Source organism: Duganella sp. CF402, assembly GCF_900109645.1.
In the GTDB taxonomy this organism is placed as follows: domain Bacteria; phylum Pseudomonadota; class Gammaproteobacteria; order Burkholderiales; family Burkholderiaceae_D; genus Rugamonas.
This window is the reverse complement of record NZ_FOBG01000001.1, coordinates 3,894,119-3,911,309: the sequence shown is the minus strand read 5'-3', so window position 1 is coordinate 3,911,309 and position 17,191 is coordinate 3,894,119. Positions and strand designations below refer to the sequence as shown.

Below are 17,191 nucleotides of genomic sequence, written 5' to 3'. Positions count from 1 at the left end.
CCGGTCCTCAGAAGGTGTAGCCGACTTGCGGCTTGGTATCTTCCAGCAGGTCGAGCAGGCGTACCAGCGGCTTCAGGTCTTTGTAGCGGCCGGCGGTCTTGCGCACGTATTCCATCACGGTTGGCAGGTCGTCCAGATACTGGGCTTTGCCGTCGCGGTAGTTCAGGCGGCAGAACAGGCCAAGGATTTTCAGGTGGCGCTGCAGCGCCATGTATTCGAAGTCCTTGTAGAAGGCGTCGATGTCGGCGTTGACCGGCAGGCCCAGCGACTTGGCGTGCTGCCAGTAGCGGATGGCCCAGTCCAGCACCAGCTCTTCGTCCCACGACACATAGGCGTCGCGCAGCAGCGAGGCCAGGTCGTAGGTCATCGGGCCGTACAGCGCATCCTGGAAATCGAGCACGCCCGGATTGCCGGCGTCGACCACCATCAGGTTGCGCGAATGGTAGTCGCGGTGCACGTACACCTGCGCTTGCGCGGTGACGTTGGCGAGGATGGCGTCGAACACGCCTTGCAGTTCGGCCGCCTGCTTGTCGGTCAGCGTGGCTTTCAGGTGCTGGCCGATGTACCACTCGGGGAACAGGTTCATCTCGCGCAGCAGGAAGGCGCGGTCGTATTCCGGCAGCACGTCGGGACGGCTGGTCAGCTGGAATTTCACCAGCGCTTCCAGCGCTTCGGCGTACATGGTCGAGGCATTGTCGTGGTTCAGCGCCGCCAGATAGGTGGTGGTGCCCAGGTCGGACAGCAGCATCAGGCCGGCTTCGTAATCGGTGGCGATGATGCGCGGCACGGTGACGCCGGCATGCGTGAGCATTTCATCAACTTTGACAAAGCCCAGCACGTTTTCGCGCTCCGGCGGTGCGTCCATGACGATCAGGGTCTGGCCCAGCGCGGCTTGCTGTTCTGGCAAAACGTTGACACGGAAATAACGGCGGAAGCTGGCGTCGGCCGAAGCCGGGCGCAAGCTTTCCACGTCGACCACATTCAGGCCGCGCAGCCAGGTTACCGCCAGTGCCAGGCGTGTATCGGAAGTTAAATTCTGTAATAAAGACATTGAAGCATGCCGAGGAAACCGGCGTCAGGTGAAGATTCCCATATAATAAGGGATTCAAATCAAAAAATCGCCTTTCATGGTGCCTGGTTCCTTCTTTTCATGAGTCGCATGCCCAAACCGAAGCGCTTGGCGTATGCCCTGTCCGCTCTCTTTACCGTCACGGCGCTGCCTTCGTACGCCCAAAATCCGCCCAAGCAGCGCGCGCCGCGCGTCGAGGACAAGAACGCTGTCACCGTCATCCAGGCCGAAGATATTACCGGCCGCCCGGAGCGCGAAGTCACGCTGGAGCGCGATGCGGAACTGGTGAAGGACAAGACCAAGGTCAAGGCCGATACCGCCTGCTACCGCCAGGTCGAGGATGAAGTCGAAGCCAAGGGCAATGTGAAAATCTGGCGCTTCGGCGACTATTTCACCGGCGATGAACTGAAGCTGAACATGGATACCGGCAAGGGCTATATGCTCAACCCGACCTATCAGCTGGAAGCCAATCACGCACGCGGCAAGGCCGAACGCCTCAACTTCATCAACGAAGACGAGGCGGTGGTGGTCAACGGCACCTACAGCACTTGCCAGAGCGCGGACCCGGACTGGTACCTGAAGTCGGACACGCTCAATCTCGACTCCGGCCGCGACGTTGGCACCGCCGGCAAGACGCTGATTTATTTCAAGGACGTGCCCATCATCGGCACGCCGGCCTTGTCGTTCTCGCTGTCGGGCGCACGCCGTTCCGGCTGGCTGTCGCCGACGCCGGGCTTCGGTTCGAAAAATGGCGCCGAGCTGGTGGTGCCGTACTACTTCAACATCGCGCCGAACCGCGATTTGACGCTGTACCCGAAAATCATCGGCAACCGCGGCATCCAGGTCGGCGCGCTGGGCCGCTACCTGGGCGAGACCGACAACGGCTTGTACCACGGTGAGACCTACCTCGAATACCTGCCGCACGATCGCGAATACGCCAAGGCCAATCCGGACGTGCAGAGCGACCGCTGGATGATCCGCTCGACCCACACCCAGGACCTGAGCAAGGACTGGGAGTACAGCTGGAACTTCCGCGCCGCCTCGGATAACAACTATCCGAACGACTTCTCCAAGACCGTGTCGAGCTCGACCGAGCGCCAGCTGCTGCGCGAACTGCGCACCGACTACCACGGCGAGTTCTGGACCCTGACCGCGCGCGTACAGAAGTACCAGGTGCTGCAGGACCCGGAATCCGAGTTCGACAAGTCGCTGACCGTCACCCGCCCGTACGACCGCCTGCCGGCCGTGAATTTTCACGCGGCGCAGTACGACGTCGCCGGCGGCTTCGACTGGGCCGTCGACTCCGAGCTGACCCGCTTCTACCATCCGACCCTGATCAACGGCACCCGCTTGGTGGCAATTCCGCAGGTGAGCTACCCGATCATCGGACCGAGCTACTTCATCACGCCCAAGCTGATGGTCAACATGGCCAGCTACCAGCTCGACGCGTTCGGCGCGCAGAAGGCCGAGAACCTGTCGCGCACGGTGCCGACCTTCTCGCTCGATTCCGGGCTGGTGTTCGAGCGCGACGTCAAGTTCGGCGGCAAGGACATGACCCAGACGCTGGAACCGCGCCTGTTCTACGTGAACACGCCGTACCGCGACCAGAGCAAGTTCCCGACCTTCGACACCGACGCGGCCACCTTCAACTTCAGCCAGATCTTCAGCGAAAACCGCTTCGTCGGTTCGGACCGCATCGGCGACGCCAACCAGCTGACCGCCGCGCTGACCTCGCGCTTCCTCGACGCCAACGGCGCCGAAGCGTTGCGCCTGGCGTTCGGCCAGCGCTTCTACTTCCGCGACCAGAAGGTGCAGCTGGCGTCGTCGACGCCGGTGGTCGACGCCCACTCCGACATCCTGCTGGCCGCCACTGGCCGCATCTCGGAAACCTGGACCTTCGACAGCGCCGTGCAGTACAACCCGAGCCAGAGCCGCATCGTCTCGGAAAGCTATACCGCGCAATGGATTCCGGGCTCGAAGAAAGTGCTGAACCTGGGCTACCGCTACCTGCGCGACAGCTTCAAGAATATCGAGCTGTCGAGCCAGTGGCCGATCTTCCAGCGCTGGTATGGCGTGGGCCGGGTCAGCTATTCGGTGCAGGACAAGAAAATCCTGGAAAGCCTGGTCGGCCTCGAGTACAACGCCGACTGCTGGGTGTTCCGCACCGGCGCCCAGCGCTTCGTGACCACCTCGACCAAGGCCTCGACCCAGATCTTCTTCCAGCTGGAGCTGAACGGCCTGTCGCACCTGGGCGTGGGCAGCCCGCTGGAAGCGATGAAGAGCAGTATTCCGGGCTACCAGCGCCTGAATGAGGGCTATGGCCGCTAACACCATGTACACTTCCGTTTGAATTTTTTTTACACCTCTTGAGCGTTCCTAAACATGCGTAATGCCAGTAAGTATCAGATGAAACTCCTCGCAGTCCTGTTGTGCACGGCCGCGCTCAGCGGTTGTAGCCTGTTCTCGTCGAAGAAGAAGCCTGAGCCGGCCGCTGTGCCTGCGCCAGCCGCCGCACCCGCTGCCGCCGCCCCGGCCGCAGCCGCCGCCCCGGCCGCGAAGAAAGATGGCGCCGGTTTCATCCCGCCGGGCGAATCGGGCAACGTGGCGATCGACGCGATCGTGGTGGTGGTCAATGACGACGTCATTACCCAGCGTGAACTGAGCAACCGCATCAAGACCGCGACCGCCCGCATGAAGGCGCAGAACGTGCAGATGCCGTCGCCGGCCGACCTGCGCCGCCAGCTGCTGGAACGCATGATCGTCGAGCGCTCGCAGCTGCAGATGGCCAAGGAAATGGGCGTGCGCGTGGACGACCTGCAACTGGACCGCGCCATCGGCCGCATCGCCGAAGCGCAAAAGCTGAACGTGCAGCAGCTGCGCGACCAGATGGAAAAAGACGGTACGCCATACGCCTCCTTCCGCGAAGAGATCCGCGAAGAGATCATCATGCAGCGCCTGCGCGAGCATGAAGTCGACGCCAAGATCCAGATTTCCGACGCCGAGGTGGACAGCTTCGTGGCGGCCGAGAAAGCCGCTGCCGCCGAGCAGTTCGAGATCAACATCTCGCAGATCATGATCCGCATTCCGGACAACGCCACCGCCGAAGTGATCGCCCAGCGCCGCGCGCGCGCCGAGGAAGTGATGCGCCAGCTGCGCACCGGCGCCGACTTCGCCAAGATGGCCGCCACCTACTCGGACGCCAGCGACGCGCTGCAGGGCGGCGTGGTCGGCTGGCGCCAGCCTGAGCGCCTGCCGCCGGTGTTTGCCGAAGCGCTGACCAAGCTGAAGGCCGGCCAGGTGACGCCGATCATCAAGAGCACCGGCGCCTTCCACATCCTGAAGGCGGTCGACCGCCGCAGCCTGGCCGAGGCGCAAGCCGTGGCCTCGGTGCAGCAGACCCACGCGCGCCACATCCTGATCAAGGTGACGCCGGCCATGAGCGCGGCCGACGCCAAGCGCAAGCTGATGGAGCTGAAGGAACGCCTCGACAACAACGCCGCCAAGTTCGAAGACCTGGCGCGCCTGGTGTCGAACGACGGTTCGGCCTCCAAGGGCGGCGACCTGGGCTGGCTGTATCCGGGCGACACCATGCCGGAGTTCGAAGCGGCAATGAACAACCTGAAAATCGGCGAGGTCAGCGAGCCGGTCGAAACCAGTTTCGGCTTGCACCTGATCCAGGTGCTGGAGCGTAAGAGCGACGACGTCTCGAAAGAGCGCGAGCGCAACAACGCCCGCCAGGCGCTGCGCGAGCGCAAGATGGAAGAAGCGGCCGAAAGCTGGCAGCGTGAAGTGCGCGACCGCGCTTACGTCGAGTACCGCAACGAAGACGACAAGGCAGCCAACGCTGCCAACAAGTAAGACGAAAGGGGAGCACGAGTGAGCGCCACTTCATCCACACGGCGCCCGGGAGTGCGCCCCGCCATTGCCGTGACGGTCGGTGAACCGGCCGGCATCGGTCCGGAAATCTCCATCCGCGCGGCGTGGGCCCGCCGGCACGACGTCAATTGCGTGCTGCTGGGCGACGCCGCCTTCCTGGCCATGACGGCCAACGATATCGATCCCGACATCAAAGTCTCCGCGCTGTCGCTGATGGCGGTGCGCAACGGCGGCTTGCCGCATTTCGGACCGGACCGCATTAGCGTGATCGACGTGCCGCTGGGCGCGCACGTGGTGCCGGGTAAGCTGGACAAGGAAAACGGCCGCGCCGTGCTTGATACGCTGGACGCCGCCATCGAGGGCGTGAAGGCCGGCTGGTTCGAGGCCGTGGTCACCGCGCCGCTGCAAAAGAGCACCATCAACGATGCCGGCGTGAAGTTCTCCGGCCACACCGAATACTTCGCTGAAAAGACTAACACGCCGCAGGTGGTGATGCTGCTGGCCGGGCCGCAGGCTGGCTCCGGTGAGCAGTTGCGCGTGGCGCTGGCCACCACCCACCTGCCGCTGAAGGACGTGTCCGCTGCGATTACGCGTGACGGGCTGGCGCAGGTGCTGGATATCATCGATGCCGACCTGAAGACCAAGTTCGGCATTGCCGCGCCGCGCATTCTGGTGTGCGGCCTGAACCCGCACGCGGGCGAGAACGGCTACCTGGGCCGCGAGGAAATCGACACCATCACCCCGGCGATCCAAGCGGCGCAGGCGCGCGGCATCGATGCGCGCGGCCCGTATCCGGCCGACACGCTGTTCCAGCCGAAATACCTGCAGGACGCCGACTGTGTGTTGGCGATGTATCACGACCAGGGACTGCCGGTACTGAAATACGCGACGTTCGGAAATGGCGTCAACATTACGCTGGGCCTGCCGCTGATCCGCACCTCGGTTGACCACGGCACCGCGCTGGACCTCGCCGCGCAAGGCCTGGGCAAGGCCGATTGCGGCAGCATGGAGCAAGCCATCAGCGCCGCGCTGGCGATGGCAAACAATTCTTTGGACAATAAAAAATGAAACAACACGTAGCCCGCAAACGCTTCGGCCAGAACTTCCTGCATGACCAGCACGTGCTGGGCAGCATTACCGAAGCCATCGATCCGGCGCCGGACGACACGATGGTGGAAATCGGCCCCGGCCTGGCCGCCATGACCGACCAGCTGCTGCGCACCCTCAAGCACATGCACGTGGTCGAGCTGGACCGGGACCTGGTGGCGCGGCTGGAAAAAGCCTACACCCGCAACAAGCTGACCGTCCATTCGGGCGATGCGCTGAAATTTGATTTCGCCAGCATCCCGGTGCAAGGTGCGGCTGAGGGCCAGAAGCTGCGCATCGTCGGCAACCTGCCGTACAACATTTCCAGCCCGCTGCTGTTCCATCTGGCGACCTTCGCGCCGCTGGTCAAGGACCAGCACTTCATGCTGCAAAAAGAGGTGGTGGAGCGCATGGTGGCCGAGCCGGGCAGCAAGGTCTACGGCCGCCTGTCGGTGATGCTGCAATGGCGCTATGACATGTCGCTGCTGTTCGTGGTGCCGCCGGAGGCGTTCGATCCGCCGCCGCGCGTGGATTCGGCCATCGTGCGCATGATCCCGGTCGCCAAGCCGCTGGAGTGCGACGGCGCGAAGCTGGAAGCGGTGGTGCAGAAAGCCTTCTCCCAGCGCCGCAAGGTGATCCGCAACTGCCTGAACGGCATGTTCACCGAAGAGCAGATCGTCGCCGCCGGCATCAACCCGACCGACCGTCCGGAAGCCGTGGGCCTGGCCCAGTACGTCGCCCTGGCTAATCTGCTGGGGTAAAAAAAAAGCCCGCTAAGCTAGCGGGCTAAATCCATTTCCTTTGCAAGAAGTGGAGGAGACAAGTGCAGTATGCTGCGCGACAGCATATTAATCCACTTTATTTTCCCAATATCAATTATTTCGATATTGAATATCTCCTCCGGTCCGCCTTATTGCGGTACGCAGGTCAGCAGCAGGTTGCTGACAGCGACTTCGTGCATCACGCCGACGCCGTTGGCGAGGGTGCAGTTCAGGCCGGTTGGCTGGGTCAGGACCGTCACGCCGTAGGCCTGGCCGTCCGGGACGGTGGCGCCGAGCACAAAGTCGCCGGCGCCGGCAGTGCCGTTAGCGCTGCTGATGACGACCGAGCCGCCGGCCGTGCCGTTCACCAGCGTCACGGTGCGGGCGGTGCCGTCGGCCGCTGCGGTCAGGCCGGTGAACTGGCCGCCCAGGGTGTATTCGTTCTGGGTGCAGGTCACCAGCGACTCGATGGTCACGTTGTGGCCGGCCGAACCGGTGGCGCCGCTGACCACGCAGTTCATGTGGGCCGGGTTCTTCAATACGGTGATGTTGTAGTCGGTGCCGTAGTCGATTTGCTTGCCGAACGCAAAGCGGGTGGCGCCCGAGGGGACGGTCACCTGGTCGCTGCCATTGGCCAGGACCAGGCCGCTATTGGCCAGGCCGGTGATGCTGCCTTGCACGGTGAATTGCGCCTTGCCGCCGCAAGCTGCCAGCGCGGCCGCCACGGCCAGCGCCGCTGCGGCGCTCAGATACGAAAATTTCATCTATTTCTCCAAAAATTAGAACGGGCGCAGCTTAGTTGTTGACGCAATTGACGACCAGGCTCTTCAGGTCGGCGTCCGGCATGGTGCCAGGGTTCAGCGTCGAGCTGAAGGCGCAGGTCTGGCCGGTTGGCTGGGTCAGCACGGTGCCGCCGTATTGCGCTTTGTTGGATACCTTGGTCGGGAACACGAAGCTGACGTCGGCGCCGGCCGTGGCCGATGGCAGCACGCCGACGGTATCGGGACCGTTGGCCAGGACCAGGCCGGTGCCGGTCAGGCCCTTGACGGTGCCGCCCAGCACCCACGGATTGGAGGTGCAGGTCACCGCTACATAGTAGACGGTGTAAACGTTGGCGTTGTTCTTGTTGTTGGACATCACGCATTTTGCGCCGGTCGGGTCGGTGTCCACTTCTACGTCGAACGCTTCATCGCTGGCCAGCAGCTTGGTGAACACGAAGGTGCTGGCGCCGGTTGCGATGCTCAGCTTTTCGCCGGTGTTCTTATTGATCAGCACCAGGCCAGCCGGGGTCACGGTGGTCGGGACGTAAGTGATGGTGCCAGACAGCGCCAGGTTACCGTTGCTACCGCCGCAGGCGCTCAGGATCACAGCACACAGCAGGGCAAGGCCCGCACGCAGATACGAACTTTTCATAAAAACTCTCTCTCCAAAACGAATAGGGCCCGGCAGCACGCACGGGAGGCAGCATATTACACTCGTGGGCGGTATTTTAGTGCATTTGGTAAGACCGGCCCCGCAAATGGATGTAACAGCGTGTGTCGCGGGCTTACTTCACCTGCGCCACCTCGCATACCGACCGGCGCCCGTCCAGCTGGCAGCGGTTGCGGATTTTTCCTTGTAAATCATGCACTTCGATGGCCCACTGGTCGGGGCCTTGGCGTTCCATTGTCATGAAACCGAAGCCGTCCACCCACGAGCTGAAATGCTCGACCACTGCGCCCGGCGCCGGCGTCACCCCCGGCGGCAATTTGTCCGGCAGCGGCACGATGTCTTCCGAGGTGCCGGCAAAGCCGGCGATGAACTGGCTCGGGTGGGCGCTGCTGAAGCTGGCCTGCTGCCACAGGTGCACATGGCCGGACAGCACCGCCTGCAGATTGGCCGGGAACAGCAGCGGGTTGACCGAGCTGAAGCTCGCTTGCACGCCGGCGTCGCCTGGCAGCAGCACGATGCTGCCGTCGGCCTTGCGGTCGGCGCCCATGCCCAGCAGCGGATGGTGCAGGACGCCGAGGTTGCGCGGCGCCCGCTGCGCCAGCGCCTCGAGCTTGCGGTACAGGTCCTGGTATTTGGCGTAGCCGGTGTCGCCCGGCTTCAGGCCCTTCCACGTGGTGTTGGCGGTGTCCAGCACCAGCAGCTGGGTGGCCTGGCCGATCGGCACGGCGTAGGGATCGCTGTAGTTGCCGGCATCGTCATCGGCCGCCACGTTGCAGTCGCGGCCCTTGAGCAGCGGGCGCGGATCGAGGAAGCGCCAGTAGCCCTGGCCGCCGCGCAGGCAGTTTTCGTGATTGCCGCGCGCCATGATCCACGGCGCGGCGTCCAGCAGCTTGGCGCCGGGCGCGAAGAAGTCGTCGTCCCATGCATCCCAGCCGTAGCCCCACGGGCTGCCGGCGCAACCGGGGTTGCCCTCGGGGCAGGCGTTTTCGCGGTAGTGGTAGTCGCCGACGTGGATCACCAGTTCCGGCTTCCAGGCGGCCGCTTGCGCGGCCACGGTGGCAAACGGGTATTGCGCGCTGTCGTTGCAGGCCTGGTAGCTGTTGCTGCTCTTTTGCAGGCGGCAGCCGGTGTCGCCCAGCACCACGATGCGCTGCGGTTCGGCTTTCGGCAGCGGCAGGGAGCGGCCCAGCACGCTGGCGCTGGTGGTGCGCACCGGCAGCGCCGCCTCGCAGGTCAGCAGCGGGAATTCGGCCGGCTTGGAATCGGCGGCGGCAAACGGCGTGCTGCGCAGGGCGATGGTCTCGGCCGGCGCGCGCAGCGTCATGGGCTGGGGGCGCTGGTTGAGCACGATCTCCGGGCAGGACGGGGCGTCGATCAGCACGCGCGCCACAGCGGCGCCGTACTCACCCAGCACCACGTAGGAGGTGAAGTCGGGCGGCGGCGGGGGATTGGTGGCGGCGCAGCCGGCCAGCAGGACGGCGGGAAGGGTACGTTTCAGGATCGGTAGCATCCACATAATTTACCATGCCCGTACAATATGTTTTATTTGTGATTATTCATCATGACCACTCGCCGCCCGCTCGCCCTGCTGTTTGACCTCGACGACACCCTGTGGCCGATCGGCCCGGTGATTGCCGCCGCCGAGCAAAGCTGGCACGCCTGGCTGGGCGCCAACGCGCCGAAAGTGGCGCAGGCGTTCAGCGTGGCCGAGCTGCGGGTGCGCCGCATGGCGCTGCTGGAACGGCGGCCGGAGCTGATCTCCGACCTGTACCGCCTGCGCCGCGTGGCGCTGGAAGAGGTGTTCGCCGAGCTGGGCGAGGATCCGGCCCACATCGAGGGCGCAATGCAGCATTTTGCCGTGCAGCGCAACCTGGTGGTGCCGTATGCCGACGTGCTGCCGGTGCTGCCGCTGCTGCAGGGCATGCTGCGGCTGGGCGTGGTCACCAACGGCAACGCAGACCTTGAAGTGATCGGCATGGACCACCATTTCGAGTATGCGCTGTCATCGTCGCAGTACGGCCGCGCCAAGCCGGATCCGGGCATCTTCCACACCGCCTGCGCGGCGATGGGGGTGGCGCCGCAGGACGCGGTCTACGTCGGCGACGACCTGCGGCTGGACGTGCAGGGCGCGCAAGCGGCCGGTCTGCGCGCAGTCTGGATGAACCGCCACGGCAGCACCGCCCATCTGGACGCCGGCGTCACGCCGGATGCCATTTGCGCCACTTTTGATGAACTGTTGCTGTGGATACGTGGGCAGATGCAGGATAGCCGTGCATAATAAGCAGAACCTCTATACCGTTATTTCGTATGCAACTCGATAATCGTGCACAAACGCTGCTCAAGGCGCTGGTCGAACGCTACATCGCGGACGGCCAGCCGGTAGGCTCGCGCGCGCTGTCCAAGATTTCCGGACTGGACCTGTCGCCGGCCACCATCCGCAACATCATGGCCGACCTGGAAGAGCTCGGCTACGTGGCCAGCCCGCACACCTCGGCCGGCCGGGTGCCGACGCCGCGCGGCTACCGCATCTTCGTCGATACGCTGCTGACGGTGCAGCACCTCGACGAGCAGGCGGTGGGCGCGCAACTGCGCCTGCAATCGCCGCAGCCGCAAAAGATGATCACCAGCGCGGCGCAGATGCTGTCCTCGCTGTCGCAGTTTGCCGGCGTGGTGTCGAGCCCGCGCCGCGAGTCGGTGTTCCAGCAGATCGAATTCCTGCGCCTGGGCGAGAAGCGCATCCTGCTGGTGATCGTGGCGCCGAACGGCGATGTGCAAAACCGCCTGCTGCTGACCGAGGTCGACTACACGCCGGTGCAGCTGGTGCAGTCGGCCAACTACATCAACCAGAATTACGGCGGGCTGGCCTTCGACGAAGTGCATGCGCGCCTGCAGAACGAGGTGCGCCAGCTGCGCGACGACATGGGCCGCCTGATGCAGGCGGCGGTGGAGGCGGGCAGCGAGGCGATGGCCGACGATTCCGACAATATGGTGATCGCGGGCGAGCGCAACCTGCTGTCGGTCAGCGATTTGTCGTCCAACATGACGTCGCTGCGGCAGATGTTCGATATGTTCGAGCAGAAGACCGGCCTGATGCAGCTGCTGGACGTGTCGTCCAAGGCCAGCGGGGTGCAGATCTACATCGGCGGCGAATCGAGCCTGGTGCCGATGGATGAGATGAGCGTGGTGACCGCGCCGTACACGGCCAACGGCAAGATCGTCGGCACGCTGGGGGTGATAGGCCCGACGCGGATGGCGTATGAGCGGGTGATACCGATCGTCGATATCACCGCGAAGTTGCTGTCAAACGCCCTGAGCCACAATTAAATTGGATCCCCGCCTGCGCGGGGATGACGTCATTCCGGCACAGGCCGGAATCCAAGTTGAATCAAGGGCGGTGCGGGCAGGCGGTCTTGGTGCAGTTGCCGTAGATCGCCAGCGCGTGCTCGGCAATCTTGAAGCCGCGCTCCTGGGCGATGGCGTGCTGGCGCTCTTCAATCGCCTCGTCGTAAAACTCTTCCACACGGCCGCAATCGACGCACACCAGGTGATCGTGGTGCGAGCCGGCGTTCAGCTCAAAGATGGCCTTGCCGGTTTCGAAGTGGTTGCGGTTCAGCAGGCCGGCCTGCTCGAACTGGGTCAGCACCCGGTAGACGGTGGCCAGGCCCACATCCATATTGTCTGCCAACAGGATCTTGTAGACATCTTCGGCGGTCAGGTGGCGCACTTCGCTGTTCTGGAAAATATCCAGGATTTTGATGCGTGGCAGCGTGGCTTTCAGGCCGCTGGCCTTCAGATCGGTAGGATTGTGACCCATGTGGAGACTCTTTGAATAGTTGGCGATAGCTAGCCGGTAGTTTACCGTACTCCGACTAATCCGGTTACAAAGATTTGCCCCGTCCCGTGCGAGGTGCTTTATGATATAGCGTTTTTCAGCACATCCGCTCGACCAGATTGAGGACTTTTATGCGCGTCACCCAGGCTTTTTCGCAGTCTTTGTTGCACCGTCTTACTCCTGTTGCCGCCGCCGTGGGCGTGGCGCTGGCGCTGGGCGGCTGCGCGACCAAAACCACGCTGGGCGAGAAATCGACTGAGGTGAAAGACGCCGCGCCGACCCTGGACGCCAGCAAGGGCGCGCAAACCACCACCATCACCCAACTGCAGCGCTTCATGTGGTTCTTCTCGCCATATCGCCCTGACATTCAGCAGGGTAACTTTGTCTCCGAAGAAATGTTGTCGCAGTTGAAAGTCGGCATGACGCAGGACCAGGTGCGCTTCATCTTCGGCACCGCGCTGCTGACCGACCCGTTCCACGGCAACCGCTGGGATTACGCCTTCCGCCTGGCCAAGGGCAACGGCGAAATCACCACCAGCCGCGTGATCGTGTTCTTCGACAAGGACGGCAAGGTGGCGCGCTGGGAAGGCGGCAACCTGCCGACTGAAAAAGAATACATTGCCCGCATCGCCGGCCCGGCGCCGAACGCCAAGAAGGCCGCCGAAACCGAGGCGATCCTGTCCAAGCCGGCGCCAACCGCGCCGCTGCCGGCCGGCACCGACAACCCGGCGGCCAACAACCCGGTGGGCGCGACGATCAGCAACGACAAGAAATAACAAGGATTTAGCATGACCGAAATGAACATCGCCATCGCCGGCGCCGGCGGCCGCATGGGCCGTATCCTGATCGAAGCCGTGCAGAACGCGGACGACGCCCGCCTGTCCGGCGCGCTGGATCGTGCCGGTTCGGAGCAGGCCGATGCCGCAGCCTTCCTCGGCAAGCCGGCCGGCGTGCCGGTGGAGTCGGAGTTCAGCAAAGGCCTGGCCGGCGCGGAATACCTGATCGACTTCACCCGCCCGGAAGCGACGCTGGACCATTTGAAATACTGCGCCGAGCACGGCATCAAGCTGGTGATCGGCACCACCGGTTTCGACGACGCCGGCAAGGCCGCCATCGCCGAAGCGGCCAAGAAAACCGCCATCGTGTTTTCGCCTAACTTCTCGGTTGGCGTGAATGTGACCATGAAGCTGCTGGAGCAGGCCGCCAAGGCGCTGTCGACCGGCTACGATATCGAGATCGTCGAAGCCCACCACCGCTTCAAGGTTGATGCGCCATCCGGCACCGCGCTGAAAATGGGCGAGGTGATTGCCGATGCGCTGGGCCGCGATCTGAAAGAACACGGCGTATTCGCGCGCGAAGGCGTGACCGGCGAGCGCGATCCATCGTCGATCGGCTTTGCCACCATTCGCGGCGGCGACATCGTCGGCGACCACACCGTGCTGTTTGCCGGCATCGGCGAGCGCATCGAGATCAGCCACAAGTCGAGCAGCCGTGTGACCTACGCGCACGGAGCGATTCGCGCCTGCCGCTTCCTGGCCGACAAGCCGACCGGCCTGTTCGACATGTACGACGTGCTGGGTCTGAAAGACAAATGAACCCGGCCGCCAGCCAATTCACCCTGAGCCGCTTCTGGGAGCAGGGTGACGCCATCAGCCACGCGGTTGCGTTCGTGCTGCTGGCCATGTCGCTGGTGAGCTGGTTCTTCATCCTGGCCAAGGCCTATGCGTCGTGGCGCATCCGCCGCAGCGCGCCGGCGGTACAGGCGTTCTGGGATGCGCCGAGCATGCAGGATGGCGTCAATGCGCTGGCGCTGGCCGATTCCGAAAAGATTTTCCTGCCGCTGGCGCAACAAGGCGCCGCGCAATTGTCCGCTTCCGCGCGTCCTTCGCTGGGCGGCGAAATGGACCGCTCGGCGCAAGCCACACGCGTGCTGCGGGCGGCCATCCAGGCTTCCACCAATCGTCTTGAAAGCGGCTTGACGCTGCTGGCTTCCATCGGCGCCACGGCGCCGTTTGTCGGCCTGCTGGGCACGGTGTGGGGCATCTACCATGCGCTGGCCAATGTGTCCTCGCACGGCACGGTGCAGATCGACAAAGTGGCCGGCCCGGTGGGCGAGGCGCTGGTGATGACTGCGATCGGCCTGACGGTGGCGATTCCGGCCGTATTGGCGTATAACGGATTCAACCGCGTCAACCGGCTGACCCTGGCCGAGCTGGATGCCTTCGCCCACGACCTGCACGCCTATCTGACCAAATAACATGGCTTTCGGCGCATTCAATCACCATCGCAATCCCGGCCCGATGGCGGACATCAATGTCACGCCGATGGTCGATGTGATGCTGGTGCTGCTGGTGATTTTCATTCTGGCTGCGCCGATGTTCACCGGCTCGGTGCAACTGGAACTGCCGAAGGCGCAAGCCCCGGCCGCACCGACGGCGCCGGCCGCCACGGTCACGCTGTCGATCGACGGCAAGGGCAAGATTTTCTGGAATAACGACCCGGTGGAGCGGGAGGCATTGGCATCGCGCTTGATTGACGCGGCCAGGCTGGACCCGCAACCGGAACTGCAGCTGCGCGCCGACAAGGACACGCGCTACGAAGTGGTGGCGCAAGTGATGGCCGCAGCGCAGAGTAATGGATTAACGAAATTGGGCTTCGTCACCGATGGCTCGGCGCCCCCCCAGGAGAACAAATAATGGCTACCGCAGAACTGAACGGCGCAGCGATCAAGGATTTCGACAGCTTCCACGCCGAATGCAAGGCCGCGATGGGTTTCCCTGATTCTTACGGCAATACGATGGACGCCTGGGTGGATTGCCTGAGCTACCTGCGCGATGAAGACAGCATGAGCAAGTTCTGCCTGAAGGGCAATGAAGTGCTGGAAATCGTCATCAAGGACGCCGAGGCCATGAAGGCCGCCGTGCCGGACATCCTCGAAGAAATTACCTACTGCGTGGCCGGCCTCAACGAGCGCTACGAAGACTACGGCGAGAAGCCGGCCCTCAAGCTTACCCTGCGCTGACTTCCGCGCCGGCCGGCACCGCATTCGGAATGTTGGCCTTGGAGCCGGTTTCGCCCGGCGCCAGCGTCAGCACTTCAAAGCCGGTTTCGGTCACGTGCACCATGTGTTCCCACTGTGCCGACAAGGATTTGTCGCGCGTCTCGACGGTCCAGCCGTCGCTCAGTTCTTTGGTTGCGGCCTTGCCGGCATTGATCATCGGCTCGATGGTGAACAGCATGCCCGGCTTCAGCACCAGGCCCTGGCCCGGACGGCCGTAGTGCGTCACCTGCGGATCTTCATGGTAGACCATGCCGATGCCGTGGCCGCAGTAATCGAGCACCACACTGTAGCCGGCTTTCTCGGCCACGGTCTGGATCGCGAAGCCGACGTCGCCCAAGGTGGCTTTCGGCTTCACGGCGCGGATGCCGGCCCACATGGCGGCGTAGGTGGTTTCGACCAGCTTGCGGGTAGGCTTGCTCGGCTCGCCGACGTAGTACATGCGGCTGGTGTCGCCGTGCCAGCCATCCTTGATGACGGCCACGTCGATGTTGATGATGTCGCCGTTCTTCAGCACTTGGTCCGCCGACGGAATGCCGTGGCACACCACGTGGTTGACCGAGCTGCACACGGTGGCCGGGAAGCCGCCGTAGCCGACGTTGGCCGGGATCGCCTGCTGCACATTGACGATGTAGTCGTTGCACAGCTGGTCGAGGTAGGCCGTGGTCACGCCCGCTTTGACGTGGGGAGCGATCATGGTCAGCACATCGGCCGCCAGTTGGGCGGCGACGCGGGCCTGGACCATTTGCTCGGGCGTTTTGATGAGATTGGCGTTACGGCGGGACATGGGACTACCTCGTTATTTGCTGAGGCGGTATTGTCCCACAATCGCTAGCGCACCGCCTTCAAATCGAAATGCGGGTTGAGGATCAGGCACAGCAGGTTGCCGAACGGGTCGGCCAGTTCCACCGTGCGGATGCCTTCGCCGACGTCCTGAATCGCGCCATGCACAGTGGCGCCCAGCGCGACGATGCGTTCGACTTCCGCGTCGATATCCTCTACGCCCCAGTACACCGCGCTGCCGGTGGTGCCGGGCGTGCCGTCCGGGATCAAGCCCAGTTCGAAGCCGCCGACGTTGAAGCCGACGTAGAACGGCTGGTCGAAATACGGCGCGGTGTCGAACACCTTGCTGTACCACTCCTTGGCGGCGGCGAGGTCGGCCACCGGGTAGGCTACCGTGCGTAATCCCTTGATCATGTGCGTCTCCAGATAGTCAAAACACCATCATGGCACATCAGGCAACGCTGTGATTGGAAAAATGGAATCGCTCCGGCGTGCTGCCAGCCAGTTCCTGGAAATCGTGAATTAAATGGGATTGATCGAAGTAGCCGCATTCGAGCGCAAGCTGCGCCCAGTCCGGCGCTGGCGTGGCCTTGAGTGCCGCCGTCGCCTGGCGGAAGCGGCAAATCCGTGCGAACAGCTTGGGCGACAGGCCGACGTGCTGACGGAACTGCGCCGCCAGATGCTGGCGCGAGACGCCCAATCGTGCTGCCAGTTCCTCGACCCGCAGCGCACCGCCGCTGCCCTCCAGTGCACGCAGCGCCTGCTGCGCGAGCGCCGCAGAGCCCGCGCCAGCCGTAAGCCGGCCGCGTGCCGGACCATCGATGGCGGACCGCAGTCGCCGCAGCAATTCGCGCTCGATGATGGCAAGCCGCGTGCGCTCCGGCGCCTCGCCGTTCCACAGCGCATCGGCCAACTGCTCGGCATCGCTACGGCGCCACAGCAAATCAATGTCGGCGCGCTGGTCGGTGAGGGCGTGCAAGGGCGTAGCGAGGAACAGCCCGGCCATGCCGGGCTTGAAGCGCACGGCCAAAGTCCGCACCGGCCGCTCGCTGGCGACGTGGATGGCCGTCGACATCATCCCCACCGCGAAGCCGGGCTGGCCATCATCCTGCCACAGGATGTCGACACAATTGTCCGGCAGCACCCGATGCGTATGCGCCCCAACCGGCGCCCGCGCCGCCCAAACGCACGCCACATGTGCCGCCAGCGCGGGATGAGGACGGTATTCGCGATAAAACATGGTTGTGCCCAGGGTGTGGATTATTTCTCAATTCTAGCCTTGCGGTCTCCCGCCT

General features: G+C 63.7%; 19 protein-coding genes. 11 read left to right on the top strand and 8 right to left on the bottom strand.

Annotated features, from left to right (window positions below):
* Positions 1 to 7: 7 nt before the first annotated feature.
* Positions 8 to 1,051: an aminoglycoside phosphotransferase family protein gene (locus tag BMZ70_RS17540; protein ID WP_092277066.1), complete on the bottom strand. Its 1,044-nt coding sequence runs from the start codon at positions 1,049 to 1,051 to the stop codon at positions 8 to 10.
* A 108-nt stretch (positions 1,052 to 1,159) separates the two neighbouring features.
* On the opposite strand from BMZ70_RS17540, the gene BMZ70_RS17535 reads away from it, so the two are divergent.
* From BMZ70_RS17535 to rsmA, 4 genes are all read left to right on the top strand, one after another.
* Positions 1,160 to 3,397 (top strand): LPS-assembly protein LptD, encoded by a 2,238-nt coding sequence (locus BMZ70_RS17535; protein WP_373922506.1) that lies wholly within the window; start codon positions 1,160 to 1,162, stop codon positions 3,395 to 3,397.
* A 78-nt stretch (positions 3,398 to 3,475) separates the two neighbouring features.
* Positions 3,476 to 4,927 (top strand): peptidylprolyl isomerase, encoded by a 1,452-nt coding sequence (locus tag BMZ70_RS17530; protein WP_092277950.1) that lies wholly within the window; start codon positions 3,476 to 3,478, stop codon positions 4,925 to 4,927.
* A gap of 51 nt (positions 4,928 to 4,978) precedes the next feature.
* Positions 4,979 to 6,013, top strand: a complete 1,035-nt coding sequence (gene pdxA, locus BMZ70_RS17525) for a 4-hydroxythreonine-4-phosphate dehydrogenase PdxA (RefSeq protein ID WP_229205441.1) — start codon at positions 4,979 to 4,981, stop codon at positions 6,011 to 6,013.
* Complete coding sequence (gene rsmA, locus BMZ70_RS17520) at positions 6,010 to 6,792, top strand: 16S rRNA (adenine(1518)-N(6)/adenine(1519)-N(6))-dimethyltransferase RsmA (protein ID WP_092277056.1); 783 nt, start codon at positions 6,010 to 6,012, stop codon at positions 6,790 to 6,792. The genes pdxA and rsmA overlap by 4 nt, the downstream gene beginning before the upstream one ends.
* A 149-nt stretch (positions 6,793 to 6,941) precedes the next feature.
* Here the strand turns inward: rsmA and BMZ70_RS17515 are convergent, their stop codons facing one another.
* The 3 genes from BMZ70_RS17515 to BMZ70_RS17505 form a co-directional block, all read right to left on the bottom strand.
* Complete coding sequence (locus BMZ70_RS17515; protein WP_092277053.1) at positions 6,942 to 7,556, bottom strand: hypothetical protein; 615 nt, start codon at positions 7,554 to 7,556, stop codon at positions 6,942 to 6,944.
* Between the two features lie 31 nt (positions 7,557 to 7,587).
* Positions 7,588 to 8,205: a hypothetical protein gene (locus BMZ70_RS17510; protein ID WP_092277051.1), complete on the bottom strand. Its 618-nt coding sequence runs from the start codon at positions 8,203 to 8,205 to the stop codon at positions 7,588 to 7,590.
* 133 nt (positions 8,206 to 8,338) lie between these two features.
* Positions 8,339 to 9,739 (bottom strand): metallophosphoesterase, encoded by a 1,401-nt coding sequence (locus BMZ70_RS17505; RefSeq protein ID WP_092277048.1) that lies wholly within the window; start codon positions 9,737 to 9,739, stop codon positions 8,339 to 8,341.
* Between the two features lie 45 nt (positions 9,740 to 9,784).
* On the opposite strand from BMZ70_RS17505, the gene BMZ70_RS17500 reads away from it, so the two are divergent.
* Together BMZ70_RS17500 and hrcA are read left to right on the top strand one after the other, a co-directional pair.
* The gene (locus BMZ70_RS17500) at positions 9,785 to 10,501 is read left to right on the top strand and encodes an HAD family hydrolase (protein WP_092277046.1); all 717 of its coding nucleotides are present in this window, start codon (positions 9,785 to 9,787) and stop codon (positions 10,499 to 10,501) included.
* A gap of 29 nt (positions 10,502 to 10,530) precedes the next feature.
* Positions 10,531 to 11,547 carry a heat-inducible transcriptional repressor HrcA gene (gene hrcA, locus BMZ70_RS17495; protein WP_092277043.1) on the top strand — a complete coding sequence of 339 codons (1,017 nt, stop codon included), beginning with the start codon at positions 10,531 to 10,533 and terminating at the stop codon, positions 11,545 to 11,547.
* 61 nt (positions 11,548 to 11,608) lie between these two features.
* Here the strand turns inward: hrcA and fur are convergent, their stop codons facing one another.
* On the bottom strand, positions 11,609 to 12,037 hold the full coding sequence (gene fur / locus BMZ70_RS17490; protein WP_092277039.1) for a ferric iron uptake transcriptional regulator: 429 nt from the start codon (positions 12,035 to 12,037) through the stop codon (positions 11,609 to 11,611).
* A 149-nt stretch (positions 12,038 to 12,186) separates the two neighbouring features.
* On the opposite strand from fur, the gene BMZ70_RS17485 reads away from it, so the two are divergent.
* Genes BMZ70_RS17485 through BMZ70_RS17465 form a run of 5 tightly spaced genes read left to right on the top strand, consistent with a single transcriptional unit; the run spans position 12,187 to position 15,077 of the window.
* Positions 12,187 to 12,831, top strand: coding sequence for an outer membrane protein assembly factor BamE (locus BMZ70_RS17485; protein WP_092277036.1), 645 nt, complete (start codon positions 12,187 to 12,189; stop codon positions 12,829 to 12,831).
* A gap of 12 nt (positions 12,832 to 12,843) precedes the next feature.
* Positions 12,844 to 13,650 (top strand): 4-hydroxy-tetrahydrodipicolinate reductase, encoded by an 807-nt coding sequence (gene dapB, locus BMZ70_RS17480; RefSeq protein WP_092277033.1) that lies wholly within the window; start codon positions 12,844 to 12,846, stop codon positions 13,648 to 13,650.
* On the top strand, positions 13,647 to 14,312 hold the full coding sequence (locus tag BMZ70_RS17475; protein WP_092277031.1) for a MotA/TolQ/ExbB proton channel family protein: 666 nt from the start codon (positions 13,647 to 13,649) through the stop codon (positions 14,310 to 14,312). The genes dapB and BMZ70_RS17475 overlap by 4 nt, the downstream gene beginning before the upstream one ends.
* Position 14,313: 1 nt before the next feature.
* Positions 14,314 to 14,751, top strand: a complete 438-nt coding sequence (locus BMZ70_RS17470) for an ExbD/TolR family protein (protein WP_092277028.1) — start codon at positions 14,314 to 14,316, stop codon at positions 14,749 to 14,751.
* On the top strand, positions 14,751 to 15,077 hold the full coding sequence (locus tag BMZ70_RS17465) for a barstar family protein (RefSeq protein ID WP_092277025.1): 327 nt from the start codon (positions 14,751 to 14,753) through the stop codon (positions 15,075 to 15,077). The genes BMZ70_RS17470 and BMZ70_RS17465 overlap by 1 nt, the downstream gene beginning before the upstream one ends.
* Here the strand turns inward: BMZ70_RS17465 and map are convergent.
* From map to BMZ70_RS17450, 3 genes are read right to left on the bottom strand one after another with little or no spacing between them, the layout of a single operon-like run.
* A complete protein-coding gene (map, locus tag BMZ70_RS17460; protein ID WP_092277022.1) occupies positions 15,064 to 15,900 on the bottom strand; it encodes a type I methionyl aminopeptidase in 837 nt (278 codons plus the stop codon). The genes BMZ70_RS17465 and map overlap by 14 nt on opposite strands.
* A 44-nt stretch (positions 15,901 to 15,944) precedes the next feature.
* Positions 15,945 to 16,310 carry a VOC family protein gene (locus tag BMZ70_RS17455; RefSeq protein ID WP_092277019.1) on the bottom strand — a complete coding sequence of 122 codons (366 nt, stop codon included), beginning with the start codon at positions 16,308 to 16,310 and terminating at the stop codon, positions 15,945 to 15,947.
* Between the two features lie 37 nt (positions 16,311 to 16,347).
* Positions 16,348 to 17,136, bottom strand: coding sequence for a helix-turn-helix transcriptional regulator (locus tag BMZ70_RS17450; protein ID WP_092277016.1), 789 nt, complete (start codon positions 17,134 to 17,136; stop codon positions 16,348 to 16,350).
* Positions 17,137 to 17,191: the final 55 nt, after the last annotated feature.

What these genes read in the sequence shown, in the direction of transcription:
- BMZ70_RS17540 (WP_092277066.1), bottom strand. Translation starts at nt 1,051, where the DNA reads ATGTCTTTATTACAGAATTTAACTTCCGATACACGCCTGGCACTGGCG.
- BMZ70_RS17535 (WP_373922506.1), top strand. Translation starts at nt 1,160, where the DNA reads ATGCCCAAACCGAAGCGCTTGGCGTATGCCCTGTCCGCTCTCTTTACC.
- BMZ70_RS17530 (WP_092277950.1), top strand. Translation starts at nt 3,476, where the DNA reads ATGAAACTCCTCGCAGTCCTGTTGTGCACGGCCGCGCTCAGCGGTTGT.
- rsmA (WP_092277056.1), top strand. Translation starts at nt 6,010, where the DNA reads ATGAAACAACACGTAGCCCGCAAACGCTTCGGCCAGAACTTCCTGCAT.
- BMZ70_RS17515 (WP_092277053.1), bottom strand. Translation starts at nt 7,556, where the DNA reads ATGAAATTTTCGTATCTGAGCGCCGCAGCGGCGCTGGCCGTGGCGGCC.
- BMZ70_RS17510 (WP_092277051.1), bottom strand. Translation starts at nt 8,205, where the DNA reads ATGAAAAGTTCGTATCTGCGTGCGGGCCTTGCCCTGCTGTGTGCTGTG.
- BMZ70_RS17505 (WP_092277048.1), bottom strand. Translation starts at nt 9,739, where the DNA reads ATGTGGATGCTACCGATCCTGAAACGTACCCTTCCCGCCGTCCTGCTG.
- BMZ70_RS17500 (WP_092277046.1), top strand. Translation starts at nt 9,785, where the DNA reads ATGACCACTCGCCGCCCGCTCGCCCTGCTGTTTGACCTCGACGACACC.
- hrcA (WP_092277043.1), top strand. Translation starts at nt 10,531, where the DNA reads ATGCAACTCGATAATCGTGCACAAACGCTGCTCAAGGCGCTGGTCGAA.
- fur (WP_092277039.1), bottom strand. Translation starts at nt 12,037, where the DNA reads ATGGGTCACAATCCTACCGATCTGAAGGCCAGCGGCCTGAAAGCCACG.
- BMZ70_RS17485 (WP_092277036.1), top strand. Translation starts at nt 12,187, where the DNA reads ATGCGCGTCACCCAGGCTTTTTCGCAGTCTTTGTTGCACCGTCTTACT.
- dapB (WP_092277033.1), top strand. Translation starts at nt 12,844, where the DNA reads ATGACCGAAATGAACATCGCCATCGCCGGCGCCGGCGGCCGCATGGGC.
- BMZ70_RS17475 (WP_092277031.1), top strand. Translation starts at nt 13,647, where the DNA reads ATGAACCCGGCCGCCAGCCAATTCACCCTGAGCCGCTTCTGGGAGCAG.
- BMZ70_RS17470 (WP_092277028.1), top strand. Translation starts at nt 14,314, where the DNA reads ATGGCTTTCGGCGCATTCAATCACCATCGCAATCCCGGCCCGATGGCG.
- BMZ70_RS17465 (WP_092277025.1), top strand. Translation starts at nt 14,751, where the DNA reads ATGGCTACCGCAGAACTGAACGGCGCAGCGATCAAGGATTTCGACAGC.
- map (WP_092277022.1), bottom strand. Translation starts at nt 15,900, where the DNA reads ATGTCCCGCCGTAACGCCAATCTCATCAAAACGCCCGAGCAAATGGTC.
- BMZ70_RS17455 (WP_092277019.1), bottom strand. Translation starts at nt 16,310, where the DNA reads ATGATCAAGGGATTACGCACGGTAGCCTACCCGGTGGCCGACCTCGCC.
- BMZ70_RS17450 (WP_092277016.1), bottom strand. Translation starts at nt 17,136, where the DNA reads ATGTTTTATCGCGAATACCGTCCTCATCCCGCGCTGGCGGCACATGTG.